Below are 22,340 nucleotides of genomic sequence, written 5' to 3'. Positions count from 1 at the left end.
AAAACGTGGTGACCGTCTTCTGTAATCATCCGTCGCTGCCGTACCGTCGATTCGTGCTCTCCAAGATCCCCGTGCTCGGACGACTCGACCCGTTCCTGCTCGCCATCCTCGCCACCGTCACCGTCGCTGCCCTGCTGCCTGCCGACGGCGTGGTACTCGACGGCGCGAACTGGGCCGCGAAGATCGCCATCGGGTTGCTGTTCTTCCTGTACGGCGCGCGTCTGTCCACACAGGAGGCAATCGAAGGTCTCAAGCACTGGCGTCTGCACGTGACCATCCTTGCGACGACCTTCGTAGTCTTCCCGCTGCTCGGTCTGGCCGCGAAGGTGCTCGTGCCGTCGATTCTGACCGACCCGCTCTATCTCGGGGTGCTGTACCTGTGCCTTCTGCCGTCCACCGTGCAGTCGGCCATCGCGCTGGTCTCGGTGGCGCGCGGAAACATCCCCGGCGCGATCGTGTCCGCCAGCGCCTCGAGCCTCATCGGCATCTTCGCGACGCCGCTGCTGGTCGCGCTGACGATGTCCACGCAGGGCGTCACGTTCAGCGGATCAGCCGTTCTCGACATCGTGCTGATGCTGCTCGTGCCGTTCGTCGCCGGTCAGCTCCTGCGGCGCTGGATCGGCTCCTGGGTGAAGGCCCATGGCAAGCCTCTCAAGCTCGTCGACCGCGGATCCATCATGCTGGTCGTGTACGTGGCGTTCAGCCGCGGCATGAACGAGGGCATCTGGTCGATGATCTCGATCGGCCGACTGCTCGCCCTCGTCGGTGTGTGCGCCGTGTTGCTCGCGATCGTGCTCGCACTCACCTGGTACTCGTCCCGCGGACTCGGTTTCGACTACCGGGACCGCGTCGCAATCCTCTTCTGCGGCTCCACGAAGTCCCTCGCCACCGGACTGCCCATGGCGATCGTGCTCTTCCCCGGTCAGCCCATCGGCCTGATCGTGCTGCCGCTCATGCTGTTCCATCAGATGCAGCTTCTGGTGTGCGCAGCGCTCGCCGGGCGGCTGGCGAAGAAGGCGCCGGAAGGGCTCGTGGCCGCGTAGCAGGAGCAATGCCGGAGCTCCGGTTCGGCGAAGTCGAGGGTGAAATCCACCGATTCGGGGCGCGGTTCCTTCGTGTTGCAGTCACCGTGCAAGGAAGCGTGCACAGACGAACCACAACTCGAGGGAGTACCGGCATGGGTCTGCTGTTCCACGACCATCTGCACGACGAGTTCGGAACCTGGCCGCTGGCCTACATCCCGTACGGCGGTGCCGACTTCGGCGAGATTGCCGCAGTGGCCCGGCGAGTGGGGGACGGTGACGACGGAGACTTCTACACGGCGTGGATCGAGGCCGGGGACCGTCTCGTCACCGAGGCGGAGTCCTGTGCGTCCGCCGGGCACGACGACTCGGCTCGCGAACTCTTCCTGCGCGCCAGCGCCTACTACGCGACCGCATATCACCCTCTGTACGGCTCTCCGGTCGACCCGCGTCTGATCTCGGCATTCGACAAGCAGACGGCTGCCTTCGATGCCGGGCTGGCGATCGGGGACGCGCCCGTGACGCCCGGCAGGATTCCGTTCGAGAACACCACGCTTCCGGGTTACCTGATTCCCGCACCCGGCCATGAGAACAGTGTGCGGCCACTCATCGTCTTCACCAACGGATACGACGCCACGATCACCGACATGTTCTTCGCGTCTGCCGTCGCAGCGCTTCGACGCGGCTACCACTGTCTCCTGTTCGACGGACCGGGTCAGGGCGAGATGCTCTACAAGCAGAACATGCCGATGCGCCCGGACTGGGAAGTGGTCGTGCGCGCGGTGGTCGATCATGCGGTGACCTCTCCGATAGTCGACCCCGAGCGCATCGTCCTGAGCGGGTGGAGTCTCGGTGGGTATCTCGCGCCGCGTGCGGCCTCCGGTGAGCATCGCCTGGCCGCGGTGGTTGCCGATCCCGGTCAGTGGAGCGTCGCCGCCGGCACCCGAGCTCTCGGCGCAGCCTTCGGTGTGTCCCCCGAGGTCCTCGACGATCCCCTCTCGATGAGCGCGCAGGACGCCGACGCGATCATGTCTGCGGTGCAGTCGGATCCGTCACTGCGCTGGAAACTCGTCTCCCGCGGATTCTGGGTCAACGGTGCGTCGGACATCCGGGAACTGTTCGCGGCGTTGAACGAGTACACGCTCGACGAGGTCGGCGAACGCATCTCGTGCCCGGTCGTGGTGACAGCCGCCGAGAACGATGCCCTTGCACGCGGTGCGGGAATCTTCGGTGATCGACTGGGCGACATGGTGACCCTCCTCAGGTTCACCACCGCCGAGGGTGCGGGTGAGCATTGCGAGATGACCAACCGCAGTCTGCTCAACCGTCGGGTGCTCGATCGGCTGGACGAAGTCCTGTCGCACGAGCGATGACGATCAGCGATCGGGCCAGCCCGTGTAGGCTTCCGCGAGGTATTGCTGCCCGTACCGGGAACCGACGACCGCAGCGAGTTCGCCCAGCGCGCGCCTGTTCTCGAACGACGTCGCGTCCTGACGAGTGTGGAGCATGGAGGTCATCCAGTACGAGAAGTTCTGCGCCTTCCACACCCGTTGCAGAGCCGTATCGCTGTAGGCGTCGAGGAGATCGGACGAGCCGGCGGAGAAGAACGAGTCGAGCGCGCGGAAGAGCACCCGGACGTCCGCCAGTGCGAGATTGAGTCCCTTGGCCCCTGTGGGCGGTACGGTATGTCCGGCATCGCCGGCCAGGAAGAGATTTCCGTACCGCATCGGCTCGCACACGTAGGAGCGGAACGGCAGGACCATCTGCTCGAAGATGCGACCGCGCTTCAACACGAAACCGTCGGGACCGTCGACACGCCTCTGCAATTCCTCCCAGATCTGCTCCTCGCTCCAGGCCGACGCGTCCTCCGTGGGGTCGCACTGGAAGTACATCCGCTGTACCGACTCGTTGCGCTGACTGATGAGAGCGAATCCGTGATCGGAACGTGCGTAGATCAATTCGGGCGCGCTCGGGGGCGCCTCTGTGAGGATCCCGAACCACGCGAAGGGGTACTCGATGAAGTGGTCTGTTCGTACATCCGCCGGGATCGCCTTGCGGCAGATGCTCTGCGACCCGTCGGCACCGACGAGGATGCGGCACCGGATCTCGACCGGCGTGCCGCCGGACTCGGTGAACCGGATCTTCGGCGTTTCTGTGGTGATGTCGAGAACCTCTGTGTCGCAGACGCTGTAGCGCACGTCCCCGCCGTCGCGTTCGCGAGACGCGGCCAGATCGACGAAGACCTCGTTCTGCGGGTACAACCACACCGATTCGTCGACGAGGTCCTTGAAATCGAGACGATGACTCTCGCCCCCGAACCGCAGGTCGATGCCGTCGTGGCGGTGGCCTTCGGTGAGGACACGGGTGTCTACTCCGCTCTCGGTGAGCAGGGACACCGAGCCGTGTTCGAGGATGCCCGCCCGATGGGTGGTCCGGATGGTCTCGTGGTCGCGCTTCTCTACGACGATGTTGTCGATCCCTGCCTTCGCGAGGAGGTGGGAGAGCATGAGACCTGCCGGGCCACCGCCGACGATGCCGACCTGGGTGGTGACGACCGTGCGGGTTGTGTTCATGAGTTCTTCCCTAAGTTTGCGTGTCCGATCCGCGTGTCGTCGAGTGTGGTTCGCGCCTCCTGCTGTTCGATCTCGCTTCTTGTTCAATGAGAAAACGATCCGGTCAGTCCGGCGGCCGCTCCCCCACCCCACGGGCGATGCCGCGCGCAGCGGCCATGAGGACCGGCACCACTGCCTGCTGCCGGGACGCACCCGTGGGCACCACCACACCGAGCGCCGCCAATGCGCGCCCCGCCCGCGTGAGGACCGGCACCGAGATACCCGTGGTGCCCTCGTCGAGCACACCGTCGAAACGCGCATAGCCCCGCCGGCGGATCTCGGCGAGTGCGCGACGGAAATCTCGCGTCGTCGCGGCGAATCGCGTCTCCACCTCGGGATGTCGTCGCAGATAGGACTCCTGCACTCCCGGTGGGGAGAACGCGAGCATCGACATGCCCATCGACGTGTCGTGCACCGGCAGCCGACGGGCGACCGATGCCTGGTTGACCACCGATTCCGACGCCGACAGGCGCTCGAGGACGAGGACCTCGTCGTCCTGCAGGACCGCGAGCTGGGTGTGCTGCCGCACCACCGACTGCACGTCCTGCAGGAAGGGCAGCGCCGCCTCCCGAAGATCGCGCGCGGGCGCGCTGCGAGCGACGAGTTCCCACAGGCGTAGCCCGATCCGCACCCGGCCGTCGTCGTCCCGGGTGAGCAGACCGTGCTGCACGAGTTCCCCGACCAGCCGATACGCGGTGGCTTGCGGGATGCCGGCTCGACGGGCGAGCGCACCGACCGTCAGGCGGGGTTGGGTGTCGTCGAACGACTCGAGGATGCGCACGACGCGATCGAGCATCGAGTCACCGGACGGCGAGTTGGCCATGGGGCCATTGTTCCGCGAGTCGGATCGGGGTGGGCTCGGCCCACGCGGAGCGGGGAGGGGCGACACTCGAATCGACAGTTGATTCGATATCTGTCAATATAGACGAGTGTCGAATCAAGAACCCTCCGACGACTGCTGCTCTCCGCTCGTACGCGAGCCCTTGACGGGTGAGCGAGCCGTCGATCTGGCCCGGATGTTCAAGGCTCTCGGCGACCCCGTCCGCCTGCGGTTGCTGTCGCTCGTCGCGAGCCACGCCGGAGGCGAAGCATGCGTGTGCGACATCTCGGGGTCGTTCGACCTGTCGCAACCGACGATCTCACACCATCTCGAGGTGCTGCGCGATGCCGGCCTGCTCGACTGCGAGCGTCGGGGAACCTGGGTGTACTACTAGGTGGTTCCGACTGCACTGCAGCAACTCTCGACTGTGCTCGTGACCGCACCGGCAGAGGTGTCGGCATGAGCGGGAACACCGCTGTGGACACGGCCGTCATGAGGAAGATGTCGACCCTCGACCGCTTCCTTCCGGTGTGGATCGGCGCTGCCATCGTTGCCGGACTGCTGCTGGGCCGGATGATTCCCGGCCTCGGCGAGGCCCTGAGTTTCATCGAGATCGACGGCATCTCGCTGCCGATCGCCGTGGGTCTGCTGATCATGATGTATCCGGTGCTGGCGAAGGTGCGCTACGACCGCCTGGACACCGTCACCGGCGACCGCACATTGCTGATCTCGTCGCTGATCCTCAACTGGGTCCTCGGCCCCGCCCTGATGTTCGCGCTCGCGTGGCTGATGCTTCCGGATCTGCCCGAATACCGCACGGGCCTGATCATCGTCGGTCTCGCCCGCTGCATCGCGATGGTGATCATCTGGAACGACCTCGCGTGCGGCGACCGCGAAGCCGCCGCCGTGCTGGTCGCGATCAATTCCGTTTTTCAGGTCATCATGTTCGCCGTTCTCGGCTGGTTCTATCTGTCGGTACTTCCCGGCCGGCTCGGGCTCGAACAGACGTCCCTCGACGTCTCCCCCTGGCAGATCGCGAAATCCGTGATGATCTTCCTCGGCATCCCCCTCGTGGCCGGTTTCCTCACCCGCCGTTTCGGTGAAAAGGCCAAGGGCCGTGCCTGGTACGAGGACACCTTCCTGCCGAGGATCGGACCGTGGGCACTGTACGGCCTGCTGTTCACCATCGTGATCCTGTTCGCCCTGCAAGGTGAGCAGATCACCTCCCGGCCGCTCGATGTCGTGCGTATCGCCGTGCCGCTGCTGGCGTACTTCGCGATCATGTGGGGCGGAGGGTACCTGCTCGGCGCCGCAGCCGGACTCGGATACGAGCGCACCACCACCTTGGCGTTCACCGCTGCGGGCAACAACTTCGAACTCGCCATCGCGGTGGCCATCGCAACCTTCGGGGTGACGTCCGGTCAGGCTCTGGCCGGAGTCGTCGGGCCCCTCATCGAGGTGCCGGTCCTCGTAGCCCTCGTCTACGTCTCCCTCGCCTTGCGCACGCGTTTCACGCGATCGGCTCCCTCGGCCACGTCGTAACGCTCGACCTCCGGCACCGACCGCTCACGAAAGGGTCCCCCATGCCAACCGTTATGGAAGCGGTGCAGGCTTCGGATGTGGTCATCACGATGGGATGCGGCGACACCTGCCCCGTCTTCCGCGGAAAGTCCTACCGTGACTGGGTACTGGAAGATCCCGCCGGGCAGGGCCTCGAGGCAGTACGCCCGATTCGAGACGAGATCCGGGTCAAGGTCGAGGCTTTGATCGCGGAACTGTCCTCGCGTGCCGCACCTCGGTAGCAGAAATAGTCCGCACGGTGGCCTTCGTGGGACACACCACGAAGGCCACCGTGAGCAACCTCGACTTCGGTCCGTTATGCGGTCGGTATTCAGCAGCAAGAGCTTTCGGACGCCGCGTTCGGCGTGGTGTCCTCACGGGAAGTTCCGCAACACACCTGCTCCCGCCCTTCGGGCGCGACGTCGATGCTCTGCGGGCTCGTTCCGAATGTCTCGGAATCCGCAAGCACCGTGTAGACCTCCCATTTTTCGCCGGCGGGTCCCGTGACCCATACCTTGTCCTGAGTGGCGAAACAGCATGTCGTGCCGATCTCCTCGTCGGTGAACAGCCCTTCACCGGTCAGGCGAGCGATCTCGGAACGAACCTTCTCACTCGTCGCCACCTCGACCCCGAGATGGTTGATCGTTCCACCCTTCCCCGGATTCTCGATGAGCACCAGCTTCAAGGGTGGGTCGGCGATCGCGAAGTTCGCGTAACCGGGCTTCAGCTTCGCAGGTTCGGCAGCGAAGAGCTTCGAATAGAACATGACGGACTCCTGCAGGTCGTCCACGTTGAGAGCGAGCTGAGTGCGTGCCATGACGGGCTCCAACCTCTGTGACATATATCGAATTACTGATGCTGCCAGGATCCCACCTTTTCGACATATGTCAAGAGAGTGCGTAGAGTCGGGACATGCCGAAAGCACTCCCGGTCGTCGACGTCACCGAGCCGATCTGCTGCGCACCGGTCTCCGCCGCACCGATGAGCGACGACGCCGCGCTACAGGTCGCCCTCCGGTTGAAGGCTCTCGCCGATCCCGTCCGCATCAAACTCGTGTCGATCCTGCTCACCGCGGACGACGGCGAACTGTGCACGTGCGATCTCGCCGAAGGAGTCGGGCTCGCGGAATCGACCACCAGCCACCACCTCGGGCAACTCAGGAAGGCCGGCATGGTGGAACCCCGGCGCCGAGGAATGAACGTCTTCTACCGGGTGCGCACCGAGGCACTCGAAGCACTACGTGCCGTGCTCGACCCCACCTGCTGCTGACCGCCCCGTTCCGGCACGGTCCCGACGGGGCCGGCACGCGCGACGTCCACCGAACCAGGACGGGAGGAATCCGAAAACCTCACGGATGCGCCGGGTTTGCCCGATCGGTCTTGCTCGCGTCGGATCCTTCCGAAGCACTCCCGCGCTCGGGGCGACTGTCTACGATCGAATTGTCCCTTCCACAGCGGCCGGAGTTTTCCGGCAGTTCGTAGAGAGAAGCGGGAACCCTATGAGTACGTACACGGTCGGATATTTCGTCGGCAGTCTCTCCTCGACGTCCATCAATCGGGTCCTCGCGAAGGCCCTCCTCCGAGTCGCTCCCGACAATCTCGATTTCGTCGAGATCCCGATCCGCAACCTGCCGTTGTACAGCCCCGACTACGACGCTCAGTATCCGCCCGAAGGTACGGCACTCAAGGAAGCGATCGCCGGCGTCGACGCCGTACTGTTCGTTTCGCCCGAATACAACCGGTCCATCCCCGGCGCGCTGAAGAACGCGATCGATTGGGCGTCGCGGCCATGGGGACAGAACTCGTTCGACCACATCCCCGCGGCCGTGATCGGCGCGTCGATCGGATCGATCGGCACCGCGGTAGGGCAACAGAGCCTCCGGGCAGTACTGAGCTTCTGCAATGCCCGGCAGATGACTGCACCCGAGGCCTACATCCACTTCACGCCGGAGGTCTTCGGTGAGGACGGCACAGTGCACAACGAGTCCACCGAAGAATTTCTCCGCAATTACATGACCGAGTTCGGGAACCACATCCACCGGGTACTCACAGTTCTGCCGCGCTGAGCGTCGAACCGTTCACTCGGCGCGGACGAAGGAGAGGAAGTCGCCTCGCCGACACGGACCGATCACCGCGTTGCGCGTCATCGCAGGCCCGGTAACGTTCGAGGCTGCTCGCACACGCGCGTCGGTCGATCGGCTCGGCGCAGCCGAACTATGGGAGGTTCCCGTGGCTGGTGGTCTTGTCGCCCTGTTGGACGATGTTGCAGTGCTGGCGAAGGCAGCTGCGGCATCGATAGACGACATCGGCGCAGCGGCCGGCAAGGCCAGCGTCAAGGCAGCGGGTGTGGTCGTCGACGACACCGCCGTCACGCCGCGCTACGTGCACGGTTTCTCCCCCGATCGCGAACTGCCGATCATCCGGAGGATCGCGATCGGGTCGATCCGGAACAAGCTCCTGATCATCCTGCCCGTGGCGATGCTCCTGAGTCAGTTCCTCCCCCAGGCCCTGCCCTATCTGCTCATCGCCGGTGGTCTCTTCCTCTGCTACGAGGGCGCCGAGAAGGTCTACGAAGCGCTCAGCGGAGGCCACCACGAGGAAGAGGCCACCGCGGCGCAGAAGGGCCCCGAGTTCGAGAAGGCGATGGTCAGCGGCGCGATCCGTACCGACTTGATCCTGTCGGCCGAGATCATGGTGATCTCGTTGTCATCGGTGGAGAGCGAGCCGTTCGTCACCCGCCTCCTCGTTCTCATCGTCGTCGCCGTCCTCATCACCGTCCTGGTGTACGGCGTGGTCGCCCTGATCGTGAAGATGGACGACGTCGGTCTGGCTCTCGCGCAACGGCAGTCGACGTTCGCTCAGCGTGTCGGCCGTGGTCTCGTAGCAGCGATGCCCAAGTTGATGACGGTTCTCACCGTGGTCGGGATCGCCGCCATGCTGTGGGTGGGTGGCCACATCCTGCTCGTCAACGTCGGCGAGGCCGGATTCCACTGGCCCGCCGACCGCCTCCACGACCTCGAACATTGGGCCGGCGAACTGGTGCACGGAGGGTTCGGCGGCGTTCTGTCGTGGACCGCGGGGACAGTGGCCTCGGCTCTGGTGGGACTTGCCGTCGGTGCGATCGTCGTCCTGATCATGCACCTGGTCCCGCGACGGAAGAAGGCCCACGCAGCGCACTGACGGCGCCGGATCACCCCGGAGAGGTCACTGCCGGGCGTTCTTACGAACCGCTTGCGCGAACGCCCTCATGAGACCGTGATCCTTGACGCCGCGCTCGACCTCGATACCGCTGGACACGTCGACACCCCACGCACCGGACGTGGTGATCGCCGTCTCCACATTGTCCGGATTCAACCCGCCCGCAAGAATCCACCGGCCGGACGGCAGAGCACTGCGATCCTGCCAGTCCCACGTCTTCCCGGCACCCGCGACCGCCCCGTCGACGAGCAGCAGGTCGGCCCCGAAATCCTCGGACAGAGCTTCGGCTCCCCCGGTGTTCACGGCGCGGATCACCGTCAACCCGGCGTCGTGCAGCACGCGCACGTCGTCGGTCGACCGCAGGTCGTGCACCTGAACGTGATCGAGACCAGCTGCTTCCGCGGTGGCGACGATCTCGTCGAGCGACATCTTCACGTAGACGCCGACGGCGAGTGTGCCGGCCGGCACGCGGGCGCGGAGCATCGTGGCCCGGTCGGGGGAGACACGGCGAGGACTCTCGGCGAGGACGAAACCGACCGCGTCGACGCCCAGTTCGACGGCGAGATCGACCGTGGCCTCGTCCTGCAGTCCGCACATCTTGATGAACGTCATCGTCTACCCTTCCTCGCCGTTCCGAACGTACGAGTCGAAGCTTTCAGCCTCGCGCCATGTCGACGAATCGCGACAGGTGCAGCTGGTGGGCGACCGTAATCGTCGCGGTCGGACCGTTACGGTGCTTGCCCACGATGAGGTCGGCCTCGCCACCACGCGGGTCGTCGCGCTCGAAGGCGTCGGGACGGTGCAGCAGGATGACCATGTCGGCGTCCTGCTCGAGGCTGTTGTGCACCGCGATGCCGTCGGCGACGAAATTGTGTGTGCCGGGCACCGTTCCGTCGTAGACGTCCTGTTCACCGAGGCTCGTGACCGAGACGATCTCGTCCCAGAACACATTGTTGGTGGCGACCATGTCGATGTCGGCCGTGTCGAGAACGTCGGCGACCCGAGCGAGCCGCGAGCGTGCACCCGAGGTGGTCCGCGGGGTTGCGGACGCGACGGGTCCGATCGGGGCGAGCTGCTCGACCGCGAGAAGCTCACCGAGCTCGGCTTCGATCTCGGGCGTGACGGTATCGGGGCTGTGCTTGACGAGCTTCGGCCCGAGCTGCGCGAGCACCCACTGTGCCGCGGTTCCGTGCTTGCCCACATCGTGGAGGAAGACCGCTTGGTTCTCCGCTCCGGTCACCGCCACGTCCCAACCGTCGCCCGCGTCGGTGATCCGAGCGAACACGCCGATGCGCAGGAGCAGGCGCGCGAGGTCGTCGGCGAGGCGACGATCCGCCGACCGGAAGCGGACGACGGCGCGAGCAGCACCTGCGTCCCATGCGACCTCGCCGCTGTCCTCCCAGATGTGGCAGACAAGCGCGGCGACCTGCTCCTTGGGGAGCGAGAACGCCCGGGTCGGGATCAGACGGCCGGCGACGGCAGTGTCTGCGAGAGCGGCGATCTCGTCGTCGGACGCGGGCATCACGTCGAGAGGTGCGGGCACCGCACGCGGTACCGCGACACGCTCCCCGGAGATCAGCTCGCCGAGCGGCATCCATCCGTCGATGGTGAGGAAGGGGTGGTTCGCCGTGGCTTCGACACGACGTCCCGAGGCCAGCTCCAACCGGAGAACTTCCTTACGGCCGCTGGGGAAGACCTTCACCATCGGCCGGACGACCATCCGCATGCGCTCGTCGAGCGACCACACGAGGGGCTGTTCTCCTGACTCGAGCAGTTCGCCGAGAGTGACCTCGGCACCGGTGTCGGCGCGCATGATGCGCGTGGACGCCGGGAGGCAACCCGACTCTCGAAGGTCGGAGACCTGCGGACGCTTGTCGGTGCGCTGCTCCGGGCCACGGTTGAGCTGGCACACCGCGACGACCGGAACCTCGAGTTCCTTCGCGAGAAGCTTGAGGCTACGCGAGAATTCGGAGACCTCCTGCTGACGTGACTCGACCTTCTTGCCGGACGACATGAGCTGCAGGTAGTCGATGACGATGAGACGGATGTCGTGTTTCTGCTTGAGCCGCCGCGCTTTTGCGCGGATCTCCATCATCGTGAGGTTCGGGGAGTCGTCGATGAACAACGGCGCTTCGCTGATCTCGCTCATGCGGCGGGCGAGACGCGTCCAGTCGTCGTCGGTCATGCGTCCGGATCGCATGTCGCCGAGCTTGATCTTGGCCTCCGCGGACAGCAGACGCATGACGATCTCGGTCTTGCCCATCTCGAGGGAGAAGATGACCGAGGCCATGCCGTGCTTGATGGAGCACGAACGCATGAAGTCCATGCTGAGCGTGGAGTTGTGCGTGGGCACCATCGCGCGACCCGCGAGGTACATGTGGTCACCGTCGACCTCGACGCACCGTACCGGGACCGACGGAACCGCACGGACGGCGACGATGCGGCGTTCGCGCGGCGCCTCGGCACGGTATTCCTTGTGCCGCACGGCCTTACTGGGCAGGACGAAGACGTCGTCGTCGGCACTGAAGGAGATCTCGGTGCCGTCGAGAGCGGGCGCGTAACCGAGGCCCGACAGGAGTTCGGCGACGCTCTGCGCCAACTGCTCGGACGAACCGGCGAACCGGATGGTGCCGTCGTCGTCGATCTCACCACCGGCGTCGAGCAGACCCGCGAGGAGCTCGCGACGTTGCTGTTCGGACGCCCGCTGGTACTCGGCCGGGATGTGGGCACCGAGGGAGACGAGGGCGCTGGTGAAGCCACCTTCGCCGTCGACCCGCATGTGCAGTTCGGGATCGGACGACGGTCCGCCCAGCCACGCACCGAGAGTGAAGGGGGAGACGGGCAACTCGGCTACCGGGAGCGCCAGTGCATCGGTGTTTGCGACGGTGTGCCCCGCCTCGATGGTGGCGGCGAGCTCGCCGGTGGTGCGGATCGTGCCGTCGCCGGTGCGCCACTGGTGCTGCTCGTCGGCGACGATCACGGTGCCGTCGGCGAACACGACATCGAAGCACGGACGGCCGTGCATCACCTCGGTTGCGGCGAGGACGCGCGTGGGCCGGCCGTCGGCGCCGAGGAGTTCGTCGCCCACCTCGACCTCACCCATGGTGATCCAGCCGGTAGGGGTGGCCAGGGGAGTGTCGAGGGCGAGGGCCTTACCTACACCGGGTCGGGCGGCGACGATGATCATCTGGCCCGCGTGCAACCCGTTGGTGAGCTCGTCGAGTTCGGCGAAGCCGGTGGGCACACCGAGGGAGATGCCGCCGCGACTGGCGATGGAGTCGATCTCGTCCATCGTGGGCTGCAGAAGTTCTTCGAGCGGCACGAAGTCTTCGGTGGTGCGTCGTTCGGCGACCTCGAAGACCTCGGCCTGTGCGCGGTCGACGACCTCGGCGACATCCTGACCTTCGGCACCGGCGTAGCCGTACTGGACGATGCGGGTGCCGGCCTCGACGAGCCGCCGCAGGACGGCCTTCTCGGCGACGATCTCGGCGTAGTAGCCGGCGTTGGCCGCGGTGGGCACGGTCTGGGTGAGCGTGACGAGGTAGGCGGCTCCGCCGAGACGCTTGAGTTCGCCGCGCCGGTCGAGTTCGGCCGACACAGTGACCGGGTCGGCGGGTTCACCACGGCTGTAGAGATCGAGGATCGCGTCGTACACGGCCTGGTGAGCGGGCCGATAGAAGTCGCCGGGCCTCAGGACCTCGAGAACATCGGCGATGGCGTCCTTGCTCAGCAGCATGCCGCCGAGCACGGATTGTTCGGCCACGAGATCCTGAGGGGGCTGCCGACCGAAGTCTCCACTCGGTTCCTCGGGAGGTCCCGAATATTCGGGATTACCACGATCGTCAACGACGGCCACTGCAGTGCCTGCCTTCCTCCACATGTCCCCATTCGGTGCGCTGCGCACCGGCGGATACCTGCACGCACTCCCGGTGTCGGTACCCGGGCCTCGCGTCCGGTTCTACTCGCCCCTACCGACATCCTGTGTGTGGAGTCGTGCGCCCGACGTTAGGGATCTGGATGATCGTCCACAACTCGGGTTGTGCACACAGTTGGGGATGAATTGTGGAAAGAGGAGGACGGGCTTGTGCACCGGATGTGTACAACCTGGGGACAACACATCTCACATCTCACATCTCCGCAGGTAGGAGAAGAAAAATGGCTGCTCACACCTGTGGAGGAAAAGAATTTCGGCGTGTCGCAGGGCCGGGCGTGTTCATCCATTCGTTCCCCGAACGACATTCCGAGGACTCACAACGGTGTGGTTTCCCCTCCGGTTTATCCCCAGGCTGTGCACAGACGACGAGGAGCCCCACGCCAAGCAGGCGCGGGGCTCCTCGGGGGCCGGAATCAGGCAGCCACGACGTTCAGAGTGAACTTCGCGGTGACGTCCGGGTGCAGCTTCACGACGATCTGGTGCTTACCGGTCGCCTTGATGTGAGCCTTGGGCAGCTCGACGATGCGCTTGTCGACAACCGGGCCACCGGCAGCCTTGAGAGCACCGGCGACATCGGCAGCGGTGACCGAGCCGAACAGCTTGCCCGAATCGCTCGAGGTCTTGACGCTCAGCGAGACGTTCTCGAGACCCTCGATCGCGGTCTTGAGCTCCTGGGCGTGCTCGAGGCCACGCACGGCGCGAGCCTCCTGAGCACGGCGGATGCCCTCGACCTGCTTCTGGGCACCGCGGGTGGCAACGATCGCCAGGCCGCGGGGCAGCAGGTAGTTGCGGCCGTAGCCGTCCTTGACCTCAACGGTGTCGCCAGGCGCACCGAGGTTGTCCACATCAGCAGTAAGGATGAGCTTCATCGTGTCCCTCCCTTTCCTCAGCGAGTCGTCGAGACGTAAGGGAGCAGAGCCACCTCACGAGAGTTCTTCACAGCAACAGCGACGTCGCGCTGGTGCTGCACGCAGTTGCCGGTGACGCGGCGAGCGCGGATCTTGCCGCGATCGCTGACGTACTTGCGCAGCAGCGTCGTGTCCTTGTAGTCGATCTGCACGTTCTTTTCCTTGCAGAAGGTGCAGACCTTCTTCTTCAAAACCTTCTCGCGCGCGGGCGACTTAGGCATGGTCGTTCTCCGTAATTTTGGATGTTCCGATCGAGGTCGGATCAGAACGGAGGCTCGTCGTCCCCGGAACCGCCGAAGGAACCCGACTGCGGGGCATCGCCCCACGGGTCGTCTCCGCCGACGTTCGCGTTCTGAGCGGGACGGCCACCGCCCGATCCACCGGAGGAACCACCGAAGCCTCCGCCGCCGCCACCGCGACCGGCCTTGGTGACCTTGGCCGTGGCGTAACGGAGCGAGGGGCCGATCTCATCGACCTCGAGCTCCACGACAGTGCGCTTCTCGCCTTCACGCGTCTCGTAGCTGCGCTGCTTGAGCCGGCCCTGCACGATCACACGCGAGCCGCGGGTCAAGCTCTCGGCCACGTTCTCCGCTGCCTCACGCCAGATGTTGCAGCGCAGGAACAGAGCCTCGCCGTCCTTCCATTCATTGGACTGACGGTCGAACACGCGGGGCGTGGATGCGACGGTGAAGTTCGCAACCGCAGCACCCGCGGGGGTGAAACGCAGTTCGGGATCGGCGGTCAGATTGCCGACCACGGTGATGACGGTGTCGCCTGCCATGTGGTTCCTCCTGCAGTGTGGGGAGTCCTGATGCGCCAGAGCCTACGGCCCGGCGCCGACAGGCTCACTTGCCGTGGCGCAGAACCTTGGTGCGGAGCACCGACTCGTTCAGGCCGAGCTGGCGATCCAGCTCTGCAACGGCAGCAGGCGTCGCGCTGATGTCGACCACCGCGTAGATGCCTTCGCTGTTCTTGGCGATCTCGTAGGCGAGACGGCGCTTACCCCACACGTCGACCTTGTCGACCTTGCCGCCTTCCTGGCGAATGACGTTGAGGAACGTCTCCAGCGAGGGAGCGACGGTGCGCTCGTCCAGGCTGGGGTCCAGGATGATCATCAATTCGTAATGACGCATAAGACCTCATCACCTCCTATGGACTGTGAACGGTCACGGACGTTCCGTGACAGGAGGGTCGTTGCGTCAGCAACCCATGAAGGGTACACGACGGCCCGGCGACCAGCGAAATCGCCGGCATTCGCAGGCAGGGGATTTGCCCTAGGGTGAGGGCATGCGCACGAGTTCCGGGACCGTCTCGCTCGTCGCCGTCCTGACGTGCGCGGTGATGATGTGGTTCGGCTACCTGAACAAGACCCGGTGCGCCGGCCCCACCTTCGACGCCGAGGGCCGCACGCTGCGGTTCGAGGACATCAAGGACGCGAACGTCTGCTATTCCGATATCCAGCAGTTGTGGATCGGCCGCGGCATCAACCTCCATCTGTTCCCCTTCGTCGACGGAGGAATCACCTCCTCCGGAGCGCTGACCGGGGGCACCGTCGAATACCCCGTGCTCAGCGGGGTGCTCATGTGGATCGGGGCGATCGGCGCCCACACCGACGCGGAGTTCCTCCTCCAGTCGGCTCTCCTGCTCGCTCCGTTCGGCCTGATCACCGCGTGGTTGCTCGCCCGGATGGCGGGATGGGCGGCGCTCGCGTGGTCGCTCACGCCGCCGCTCGTGCTCTACGCCTTCCTCAACTGGGACCTGCCGGTCGTGGCGGTCACCGTCGCCGCCGTCGCGGTGCTGACGGTCGAACGCTGGTCGCTGCAGACGCGCGGCGTGGTCGCGGCGGTGCTGCTGGCCGTGGGTTTCTGCCTCAAGCTCTATCCGGGCATCTTCGTACTGCCACTCGTCGCCTACGTCCTCACCGGCGGCCGGGATCCCGACCGGAAGCGGGACGTCCCCGGTGCCCTCGCCGTCGCGGGCACCGCGGCGGCCACGGTCGCCGCGATCAACCTGCCCTTCGCCCTCCTCGGCTACGAGGGCTGGCGCGCGTCGTTCGCCTTCCAGCAGAACCGGGAAGCGGACGGGACCAGCAACTCCATCTGGTACTGGGGGCTGCGGCCGCTGATGGGGGGCTACCAGGGATACGAGAACACCCCCCGATACAACGACCTGGTGGCCCAACTGTCGCCGACGCTGATCGCACTGTCGTTCGCGCTCGCGCTGTGGCTCGGATGGCGCCGGTACCTCCGCGACGGCGTCTATCCCTGGCTCGGCACCGGTGCCGCGATGCTGTGCGGGTTCATGCTCTTCCACAAGGTGCACTCACCGCAGTACACCCTGTGGCTGTTGCCGCTGCTGGTCCTGCTGCGTGTGCCGTGGGGTCTCGTCGCCGCGTATCTCCTCGCCGACCTCGCCATCGGCATCGGCATCTTCCGGTGGTTCGCCGCGACCGCCGGCGAAGCGGACATGACCCTGCCGCTCGTGCTCGTCCACATCGGGGTGTGGGGACGCGCCGTTCTGCTGGTCGTGCTGTTCTTCGTCTTCCTGCGCGTCCCACGCAGAACACCGTGGCAGCCGACGGAACGAACCGGCTACGCTCGCCGTCCGACGACGACCGGGAGAGCGCGATGAACGACAGTTGGACAGAGCATCGCGTCCTCGAGGGCGCACGCATCCGGCTCGAGCCGCTCGGCGACTCGCACGCCGACGGATTGCTGAAGGCCGCCGACGATCCGGACTCGATCTTCCGGTGGTCGTCCACCGAGATCCGCGACCTCGAGAGCGCACATGCCTTCGTCCGCGACGCCGTGGACGATCCCGGACGCCTCCCCTATGCGATCGTCGACAGGGCGACGGGCACGGTCGTCGGCTCGACGTCCTGCTACCTGCTCGAGCCGGCCTACCGCACGCTGGTGATCGGCTACACCTGGTTGTCGACGCGTGTTCAACGGACCCACGTCAACAGCGAGTCGAAACTGCTTCTGCTGCAACGCGCGTTCGACGATCTGGGATCCGTGCGCGTGACCTGGCACGCCGACGAGCACAACACCCCTTCGCGCGACGCCCTGCGCCGACTCGGCGCCACCGAGGAGGGCCTGCTCCGCAAGCACCGCAGACGCCGCGACGGAAGTTGGCGGACCACCGCGTTGTTCTCCCTCACCGACGACGAGTGGCCGGCAGTGCGCGTCCGGCTCGAGGAGCGTCTGAGGCGATGAGGACGAGGCGCGCCGTCGCAGCCCCCATGGCGGTCGCCATGGGGGCGATCGCGGTGTGCGCAGCAGTGGCGTGGGCCGATCCGACCACGCCGGGTGGGGTCATTCCACCCTGCCCCACCTATTCGCTGTTCGGAATCCTGTGTCCCGGTTGCGGTTCGTCGCGGATGGTCTACTCTCTCGTCCATCTCGACGTGCCGGCCGCGCTGCACTACAACGCCATGGGCCTGGTCGCGCTGGGGGTGCTGGGCGTGGTCTTCGGAGCGTGGACGTGGAGCAGGATGCGGGGCACACCGATGCCGCGGTGGACGCGATACCGGTGGGCCCCGCACATCGTGCTGGTCCTGACGGCGGTGTGGTTCGTCGTGCGCAACATCCCGGTCGCGCCGTTCACCGCCCTACGGATCTGAGCGTCAGAGGACCGGGCAGTTGACCAGATAGTCCCAGGCCGTCCCGGGCTCACCGGTCACTCGGACGAGAACCGAGTTTGCACTCCCCGCCGGCACGTTCACCACAGCCGATCCGGTGCCTTCGTTGATGAGGTCACCGATACGACCGGTGTCGTAGATCTGGGAACCACCGTAGAACACCTGGATTCGGTCGGGGACGTCGTAGGTCTCCCATTCCAGCAGGAAGGACGTGGGACCGCTGCGACCCAGCTGGTGGTAGGTACTGGTGATCCCTTCCCCTCCGGACTGCCGGGACTGGTTGCAGTTCTGTGTCGTCGGCAGCGACGACCCGTTGCCCAGGATCGCGCTGCCCAGATCGATTGCGCGTCCGCCCAGATCCACCACGCTGCCGGGCAGTTCGGCCACGCTGCCGGGCAAGTCGTTGCTGCCGGCACTGCCGGTGGGAGCGGCCGAGGCGGCAACGGGCGCAACGAATGCGACCGTCGCCACCGTGGCGGCCGTCAGAACCGCGCGCAGACCCGACCTACGAATACGAGACATGGTTTCCTCCGATGATCGACGCCATTACATCCTCCGGACTGGACGCTCTCACACGGTGGGGCCTGCGCGTATCGTGCAATCGGATGAATCCGGTTCGGTCGAAACATCTTCCGGCGCCCTCTCGACTCAGGCCGTATCACCGCACGGTGGCCGGTAGGGCACACCGGGCAGATGCCGTTCCCATTCGTCCTCGGTCACCGGGGTACCGACGGTGGAACACAGTGTCGCCGCCACGGCTTCCGGATCCAGTTGCCACAACCGCACCGAACGGTCCGGGCCGCCTCCGACGAGCACCGCACCGTCGTGCGCGAAGGTGGCGTCGTAGAGCCGGCTCCCGTAGGCGGTGAGCACAGCATGGGCGATGGGGGAGTCCGGTCGGGTGACCTCCCAGATCCACGCCGACCCGTCGCCGACCCCGGCCGCGAGGCGATCTCCGTCGGGGGAGAAGTGCAGCGAGTACACCGCGTCCGCCGGTCCGGTGATCCGCGCCAGCACGCGTGGAGCGGCGGGATCCGCGACATCCCACAGGCGCACACTGCGATCGGCGCTCGCCGCTGCCAGGATCGCGCCGTCTCCAGCGAAAGCCACCGTCTGAGCTTGACTTTCGAATCCGGACAGTTCGGAGATCCGCGTCGGATCGGCGGGATCCGACAGGTCCCACAGTTCGACGAGACCGCCGGCGCTCGCCACTGCCAGGATGTCGGCCGTCGGATGCCAGGACAACATGGACGGATAGTCGTCGGCCTCGAAGGTGCCGACGATGCGAGGAGCCCTCGGATCGGATGCGTCGACCACGGCGACCTTCGTGTCCTCCGTCGCGGACACCGCTGCGACGGGGCGGTCGACAGCGAAGTCGACCACTCCGACGACCCCGGTGACGACGCTCTCGGCGGTTCCGGTGAACTGCGGCGCCGCAGGATCCGCGAGATCCCATAGGTGTACGGATCCACCGGATGTTCCGGCGGCAGCGAGGGATCCGGTTTTCGACAGTGCTGCGGCACCGCTGAGCCGGTCCTCGACCGGCGGACTCAGGGACGGTAGTTCCACCGCCGCACCGGGTTCACCGATGTCCCACAACGGCAGGGCATTCGATCGTCCCTGACCGAAGAGGACGAGGGTGCCCTCCGCGTCGACGGGGGTGACGTAGACGGCTTCGTTCGCGGGCAGGACCGGACCGGGTAGCGGCCACCACCGCACCGTTCCGTCCAGCGCCGCGGTGAGCAGTACACGACCGTCGTCGGTGAAGACGACCGATGTCACGGGGTTCGAACCGGGCAGGGTCGTGATCGATTCTGCGGCATCGGGGGTGGTTCCGTCCGACCAGATACGGACCGTGTTGTCGGAACTGCCCGCGGCCAGGCGACGACCGTCCGACGCGAACGCCACAGTGTTGACGTAGCTGGTGAAGCCCTCGAAAGCGGCCAGAGAAGCGGGCGACGCGGGATCGGTGAGGTTCCACCGCAATACACGTCGTCCGGTGGTTCCGGCCGCGACCGTGCGACCGTCGGGGGAGAACGCCACGGACAGCAGATGTTCGGTGCCGTCGTCCGGCATCGCCTCGAACAGGGGAGGTGTGTCGGGATCCTGTGCCTGCGCATCCCACACGCGCATCGACATCTGCCTGCCTACCACGAGAAGCAGACGGTTGTCGGGGGAGAAGACCGGGTACACCGCACCTTCGGCCGGATGATCGAGTGGGAGCAGTTCTTTCACCTCGCCGCCGCCCATTCCCCATCGCAACACCGCGCCGGACCCCGTTCCTGCTGCGAGTTGCTCTCCGTCCGAGGAGAATTCGAGCGAGTAGGCCGTGTGCTCGGAGTTCGCGAGCACCGCCCGCCGGCGTGGAGCGCTGCGATCGCGGATGTCCCAGAGCCAGATTCCACCCTGCCCACCGACCGCGACGGAGTTGCCGTCCGGTGACACCGCGAGCGCATAGAGTTCTGCGGCGCCGTCTCCCGCACCGAATTCTGCGGTCGGTGAGATCGACGGTCCGGTCTCACCCACTTCCCACAACCGCACCGTACCGTCGGAGGCGGCACTCACCACCGCACTTGCGTCCGGCGTGCTGCGTGCCATGAGGGGGCCGGCCGGACCTGTCGAGCGCACGGGGGCACGCACGCCGGAGGCATCGAGCAGCGCCGAGCGAGCTTCCACGGTGTCGGCGATGCGGTAACCGGCCAAGGCGAACTGCGCGGCGACTGCGGGTTCGGTGGACGAAAGTTGCGACGAGACGGTCGCGATCTGGCGCGACATGGCGTCGTCGCGTGCCCGCTGGGCGTCGGCGCGTTCGGTGCGCGCACTGATTCCGGCTGCGGTGGCGACGATCACGAGCACGAGCGCCACGGCCACCGTCGCGGTGAGGGTGCCCACCAGCCGTCTGAGCACCCTCGTGCGGTGACGCTCCGCCTCGATCGCCGCGTCCCTGTGCGCGACGCTTCGAGCAAGGAATTCCCGTTCGGTGTCGTTGAGCGCGTCCGCGTTGTCATCGGCACGGCTCCATTCGTCGTGGAGGACGAGTCGGCCGCCGCCGAGCAGGGAGGTCTCGTCGCGACCGCTGTCCTCCCACATCTGCGCGGCACGGGTGAGTTCGCGGTGAACCGCGAGTCCGGCCCGGTCGGCGTCGATCCATCCGCGCAGCCGGTCCCAGGCGGTGAGGAGAACCTCGTGACTCAGTTGGACCGAATCCTCGTCGACCGTCAGAAGCCGGGCGTCGGCGAAACGCTCGACTATCTCGTCCACCGCGTCGATATCCCCGAATGCCAGTTCGCCGCGGGGAGTGCGCCGCCTGGTCTGGGTCTCGTCGTCGACGTCGACGTCGACGAGACGCAGGAACACACGGCGCGTGAGTCGCTGCTGTTCGGGGGTCAGTTCCGAGTACGACTCCTCGGCTGTCTGCTGGACCGCGCCGGGGATACCGCCGACGGCGGTGTAATCGGCGACGGTAAGCGTCCGGCGTTCGGCCCGCTGCCACAACCGCAGCAGGGTGTGGGAGAGCAAAGGGAGCGTGCCGGGTTCGTCCTTCGTCCGCGACGCGCGGGGAGCGAGGTCGGTCAGCAGCACCTTGACCAGTTCCGGTGGGACGGTCGCCCCCGCCTTGGCCGCGGGTTGCACGATGACGGCTTCGAGTTCGGCGGCCGACATGGGTCCGACGACGACCGGCCCGGACTCCAGGACGGGCACGAGCCGCGGTTCCCGCGCCGCGAGCCCGTAGAAGTCGGCTCGGAGTCCGAGGACCACGACGATGTCGTCGGACAACGAAGCGAGACGTTCGATGAACTCGTGGCGGTCGTCCTCGTACCCGGTGGTCCACAGTTCCTCGAACTGGTCGACGACGAGAACGGTCGGTCGATCGACCTCGAGGGCACCGCCGAGCTTGTCCGCTCCCGCCGAGGCCGGGGTCAGCACGACGGGCGTCCACTCGCGGAGATCGGTCTCGTCGGAACCGACAGCCGCAGCGACCCCGGCTCGTAGGAGGGACGACTTGCCCGCGCCGGACGGACCGACGACGAGCAGCACCCGCGGGCCCCGCCCGGCCACGGCGTCACGAATCCGGCGGAGAACGTCCTCGGTGATGTCGTGGCGACCGAAGAACCACTCGGCGTCCTCCTCCTCGAAGTAGGACAGACCTCGATAGGGGATCGGGCCGGTGTCCCGTCGCCTGGTCCGTGCCTGCCGGGCACGACGCGCGGCCGCGACCCACGCCTCCGCCTCGGTCTCGTCGGTCACCCCGCAGGCCGCCAGCACGGCCCGGAAGGCCGGTTCGCTGGCGCGCGTCGGCAGATGCTGTCCGGAGAACCATCCGGCGACGGTGCCGTGCAGCGCGCCGGACGCCTCGACGACGTCGCGGATGGACAGGCCTGCTCGGGTTCGCAGGGCCGTCAAGGCCCGGCCGAACTCGGCTCGGGACGTGATGGAGGTCGGATCGCCCGCCTCCACGGTTGTTTCCGTCATCTACGGTCCCCTCAGGGAATGTCTGCGTTTCCGCAGGTCAGCGATGTATGTCTGTACGGAGTTCGTATGGGATCGCGTGCAGGCGTAGAACTTCGCATCGACGGTGACGAGGATTCGGGGTGGCGCATTCGCGCCGGCTCCCACACTCTGTCGTCAGCCGAGAGGCGGTTCGTC

General features: G+C 66.3%; 20 protein-coding genes and 2 pseudogenes. 11 read left to right on the top strand and 11 right to left on the bottom strand.

What is annotated here, in order from left to right; all coding sequences use genetic code 11:
• Positions 1–53 precede the first annotated feature (53 nt).
• Both GON09_RS18335 and GON09_RS18330 read left to right on the top strand, forming a co-directional pair.
• Complete coding sequence (locus tag GON09_RS18335) at positions 54–1,043, top strand: bile acid:sodium symporter family protein (RefSeq protein WP_213933035.1); 990 nt, start codon at positions 54–56, stop codon at positions 1,041–1,043.
• 134 nt (positions 1,044–1,177) lie between these two features.
• Positions 1,178–2,395, top strand: a complete 1,218-nt coding sequence (locus tag GON09_RS18330) for an alpha/beta hydrolase (protein WP_213933034.1) — start codon at positions 1,178–1,180, stop codon at positions 2,393–2,395.
• A gap of 3 nt (positions 2,396–2,398) precedes the next feature.
• Here the strand turns inward: GON09_RS18330 and GON09_RS18325 are convergent, their stop codons facing one another.
• Together GON09_RS18325 and GON09_RS18320 are read right to left on the bottom strand one after the other, a co-directional pair.
• Complete coding sequence (locus GON09_RS18325) at positions 2,399–3,595, bottom strand: 4-hydroxybenzoate 3-monooxygenase (RefSeq protein WP_213933033.1); 1,197 nt, start codon at positions 3,593–3,595, stop codon at positions 2,399–2,401.
• 103 nt (positions 3,596–3,698) lie between these two features.
• Positions 3,699–4,457 (bottom strand): IclR family transcriptional regulator, encoded by a 759-nt coding sequence (locus GON09_RS18320; protein ID WP_213933032.1) that lies wholly within the window; start codon positions 4,455–4,457, stop codon positions 3,699–3,701.
• Positions 4,458–4,563: 106 nt separating this feature from the next.
• Here GON09_RS18320 and GON09_RS18315 point away from each other — a divergent pair.
• The 3 genes and pseudogenes from GON09_RS18315 to GON09_RS18305 form a co-directional block, all read left to right on the top strand.
• Positions 4,564–4,917, top strand: a pseudogene (locus GON09_RS18315) (ArsR/SmtB family transcription factor).
• Complete coding sequence (gene arsB, locus GON09_RS18310) at positions 4,914–5,996, top strand: ACR3 family arsenite efflux transporter (RefSeq protein WP_280521632.1); 1,083 nt, start codon at positions 4,914–4,916, stop codon at positions 5,994–5,996. Before GON09_RS18315 ends, arsB begins: the two are co-directional and overlap by 4 nt.
• A 56-nt stretch (positions 5,997–6,052) precedes the next feature.
• Positions 6,053–6,256: pseudogene (locus GON09_RS18305) on the top strand (heat-shock protein HtpX); the annotation flags it as partial.
• An 89-nt stretch (positions 6,257–6,345) separates the two neighbouring features.
• Here GON09_RS18305 and GON09_RS18300 read toward each other — a convergent pair.
• Entirely contained in the window at positions 6,346–6,831 is a 486-nt protein-coding gene (locus tag GON09_RS18300) for an ArsI/CadI family heavy metal resistance metalloenzyme (protein WP_213933030.1), read from the bottom strand.
• 95 nt (positions 6,832–6,926) lie between these two features.
• Between GON09_RS18300 and GON09_RS18295 the strand changes: the two genes are divergently transcribed.
• The 3 genes from GON09_RS18295 (at position 6,927) to GON09_RS18285 (ending at position 9,193) form a co-directional block, all read left to right on the top strand.
• Positions 6,927–7,283: an Rv2640c family ArsR-like transcriptional regulator gene (locus GON09_RS18295; RefSeq protein ID WP_213933029.1), complete on the top strand. Its 357-nt coding sequence runs from the start codon at positions 6,927–6,929 to the stop codon at positions 7,281–7,283.
• A gap of 229 nt (positions 7,284–7,512) precedes the next feature.
• Positions 7,513–8,079 carry an NADPH-dependent FMN reductase gene (locus GON09_RS18290; RefSeq protein WP_213933028.1) on the top strand — a complete coding sequence of 189 codons (567 nt, stop codon included), beginning with the start codon at positions 7,513–7,515 and terminating at the stop codon, positions 8,077–8,079.
• A gap of 163 nt (positions 8,080–8,242) precedes the next feature.
• Positions 8,243–9,193, top strand: a complete 951-nt coding sequence (locus GON09_RS18285) for a DUF808 domain-containing protein (protein WP_213933027.1) — start codon at positions 8,243–8,245, stop codon at positions 9,191–9,193.
• Positions 9,194–9,217: 24 nt separating this feature from the next.
• Here GON09_RS18285 and GON09_RS18280 read toward each other — a convergent pair whose 3' ends face one another.
• From GON09_RS18280 to rpsF, 6 genes are all read right to left on the bottom strand, one after another.
• Positions 9,218–9,823 carry a phosphoribosylanthranilate isomerase gene (locus tag GON09_RS18280; protein WP_213933026.1) on the bottom strand — a complete coding sequence of 202 codons (606 nt, stop codon included), beginning with the start codon at positions 9,821–9,823 and terminating at the stop codon, positions 9,218–9,220.
• A gap of 43 nt (positions 9,824–9,866) precedes the next feature.
• Positions 9,867–13,067, bottom strand: coding sequence for a replicative DNA helicase (gene dnaB / locus GON09_RS18275; RefSeq protein WP_213933025.1), 3,201 nt, complete (start codon positions 13,065–13,067; stop codon positions 9,867–9,869).
• A gap of 491 nt (positions 13,068–13,558) precedes the next feature.
• The gene (rplI, locus tag GON09_RS18270; protein WP_213933024.1) at positions 13,559–14,014 is read right to left on the bottom strand and encodes a 50S ribosomal protein L9; all 456 of its coding nucleotides are present in this window, start codon (positions 14,012–14,014) and stop codon (positions 13,559–13,561) included.
• A 17-nt stretch (positions 14,015–14,031) separates the two neighbouring features.
• On the bottom strand, positions 14,032–14,274 hold the full coding sequence (rpsR, locus tag GON09_RS18265) for a 30S ribosomal protein S18 (protein WP_006550800.1): 243 nt from the start codon (positions 14,272–14,274) through the stop codon (positions 14,032–14,034).
• Between the two features lie 41 nt (positions 14,275–14,315).
• Positions 14,316–14,834, bottom strand: a complete 519-nt coding sequence (locus GON09_RS18260) for a single-stranded DNA-binding protein (RefSeq protein WP_064062336.1) — start codon at positions 14,832–14,834, stop codon at positions 14,316–14,318.
• A gap of 64 nt (positions 14,835–14,898) precedes the next feature.
• Positions 14,899–15,186, bottom strand: coding sequence for a 30S ribosomal protein S6 (gene rpsF / locus GON09_RS18255; protein WP_016931707.1), 288 nt, complete (start codon positions 15,184–15,186; stop codon positions 14,899–14,901).
• A gap of 154 nt (positions 15,187–15,340) precedes the next feature.
• Between rpsF and GON09_RS18250 the strand changes: the two genes are divergently transcribed.
• From GON09_RS18250 to GON09_RS18240, 3 genes are read left to right on the top strand one after another with little or no spacing between them, the layout of a single operon-like run.
• A complete protein-coding gene (locus tag GON09_RS18250; protein WP_213933023.1) occupies positions 15,341–16,684 on the top strand; it encodes a glycosyltransferase 87 family protein in 1,344 nt (447 codons plus the stop codon).
• Positions 16,681–17,268 carry a GNAT family N-acetyltransferase gene (locus GON09_RS18245; protein WP_213933022.1) on the top strand — a complete coding sequence of 196 codons (588 nt, stop codon included), beginning with the start codon at positions 16,681–16,683 and terminating at the stop codon, positions 17,266–17,268. The genes GON09_RS18250 and GON09_RS18245 overlap by 4 nt, the downstream gene beginning before the upstream one ends.
• Before the next feature lie 26 nt (positions 17,269–17,294).
• On the top strand, positions 17,295–17,675 hold the full coding sequence (locus GON09_RS18240; protein ID WP_374195398.1) for a DUF2752 domain-containing protein: 381 nt from the start codon (positions 17,295–17,297) through the stop codon (positions 17,673–17,675).
• Between the two features lie 3 nt (positions 17,676–17,678).
• Here the strand turns inward: GON09_RS18240 and GON09_RS18235 are convergent, their stop codons facing one another.
• Together GON09_RS18235 and GON09_RS18230 are read right to left on the bottom strand one after the other, a co-directional pair.
• Entirely contained in the window at positions 17,679–18,215 is a 537-nt protein-coding gene (locus GON09_RS18235) for a hypothetical protein (RefSeq protein WP_213933020.1), read from the bottom strand.
• A gap of 126 nt (positions 18,216–18,341) precedes the next feature.
• On the bottom strand, positions 18,342–22,166 hold the full coding sequence (locus GON09_RS18230) for an nSTAND1 domain-containing NTPase (protein ID WP_244865556.1): 3,825 nt from the start codon (positions 22,164–22,166) through the stop codon (positions 18,342–18,344).
• Between the last annotated feature and the right edge of the window lie 174 nt (positions 22,167–22,340).

Source organism: Rhodococcus sp. B50 (assembly GCF_013602415.1).
In the GTDB taxonomy this organism is placed as follows: domain Bacteria; phylum Actinomycetota; class Actinomycetes; order Mycobacteriales; family Mycobacteriaceae; genus Rhodococcus.
This window is presented reverse-complemented; position numbering and strand designations above follow the sequence as displayed.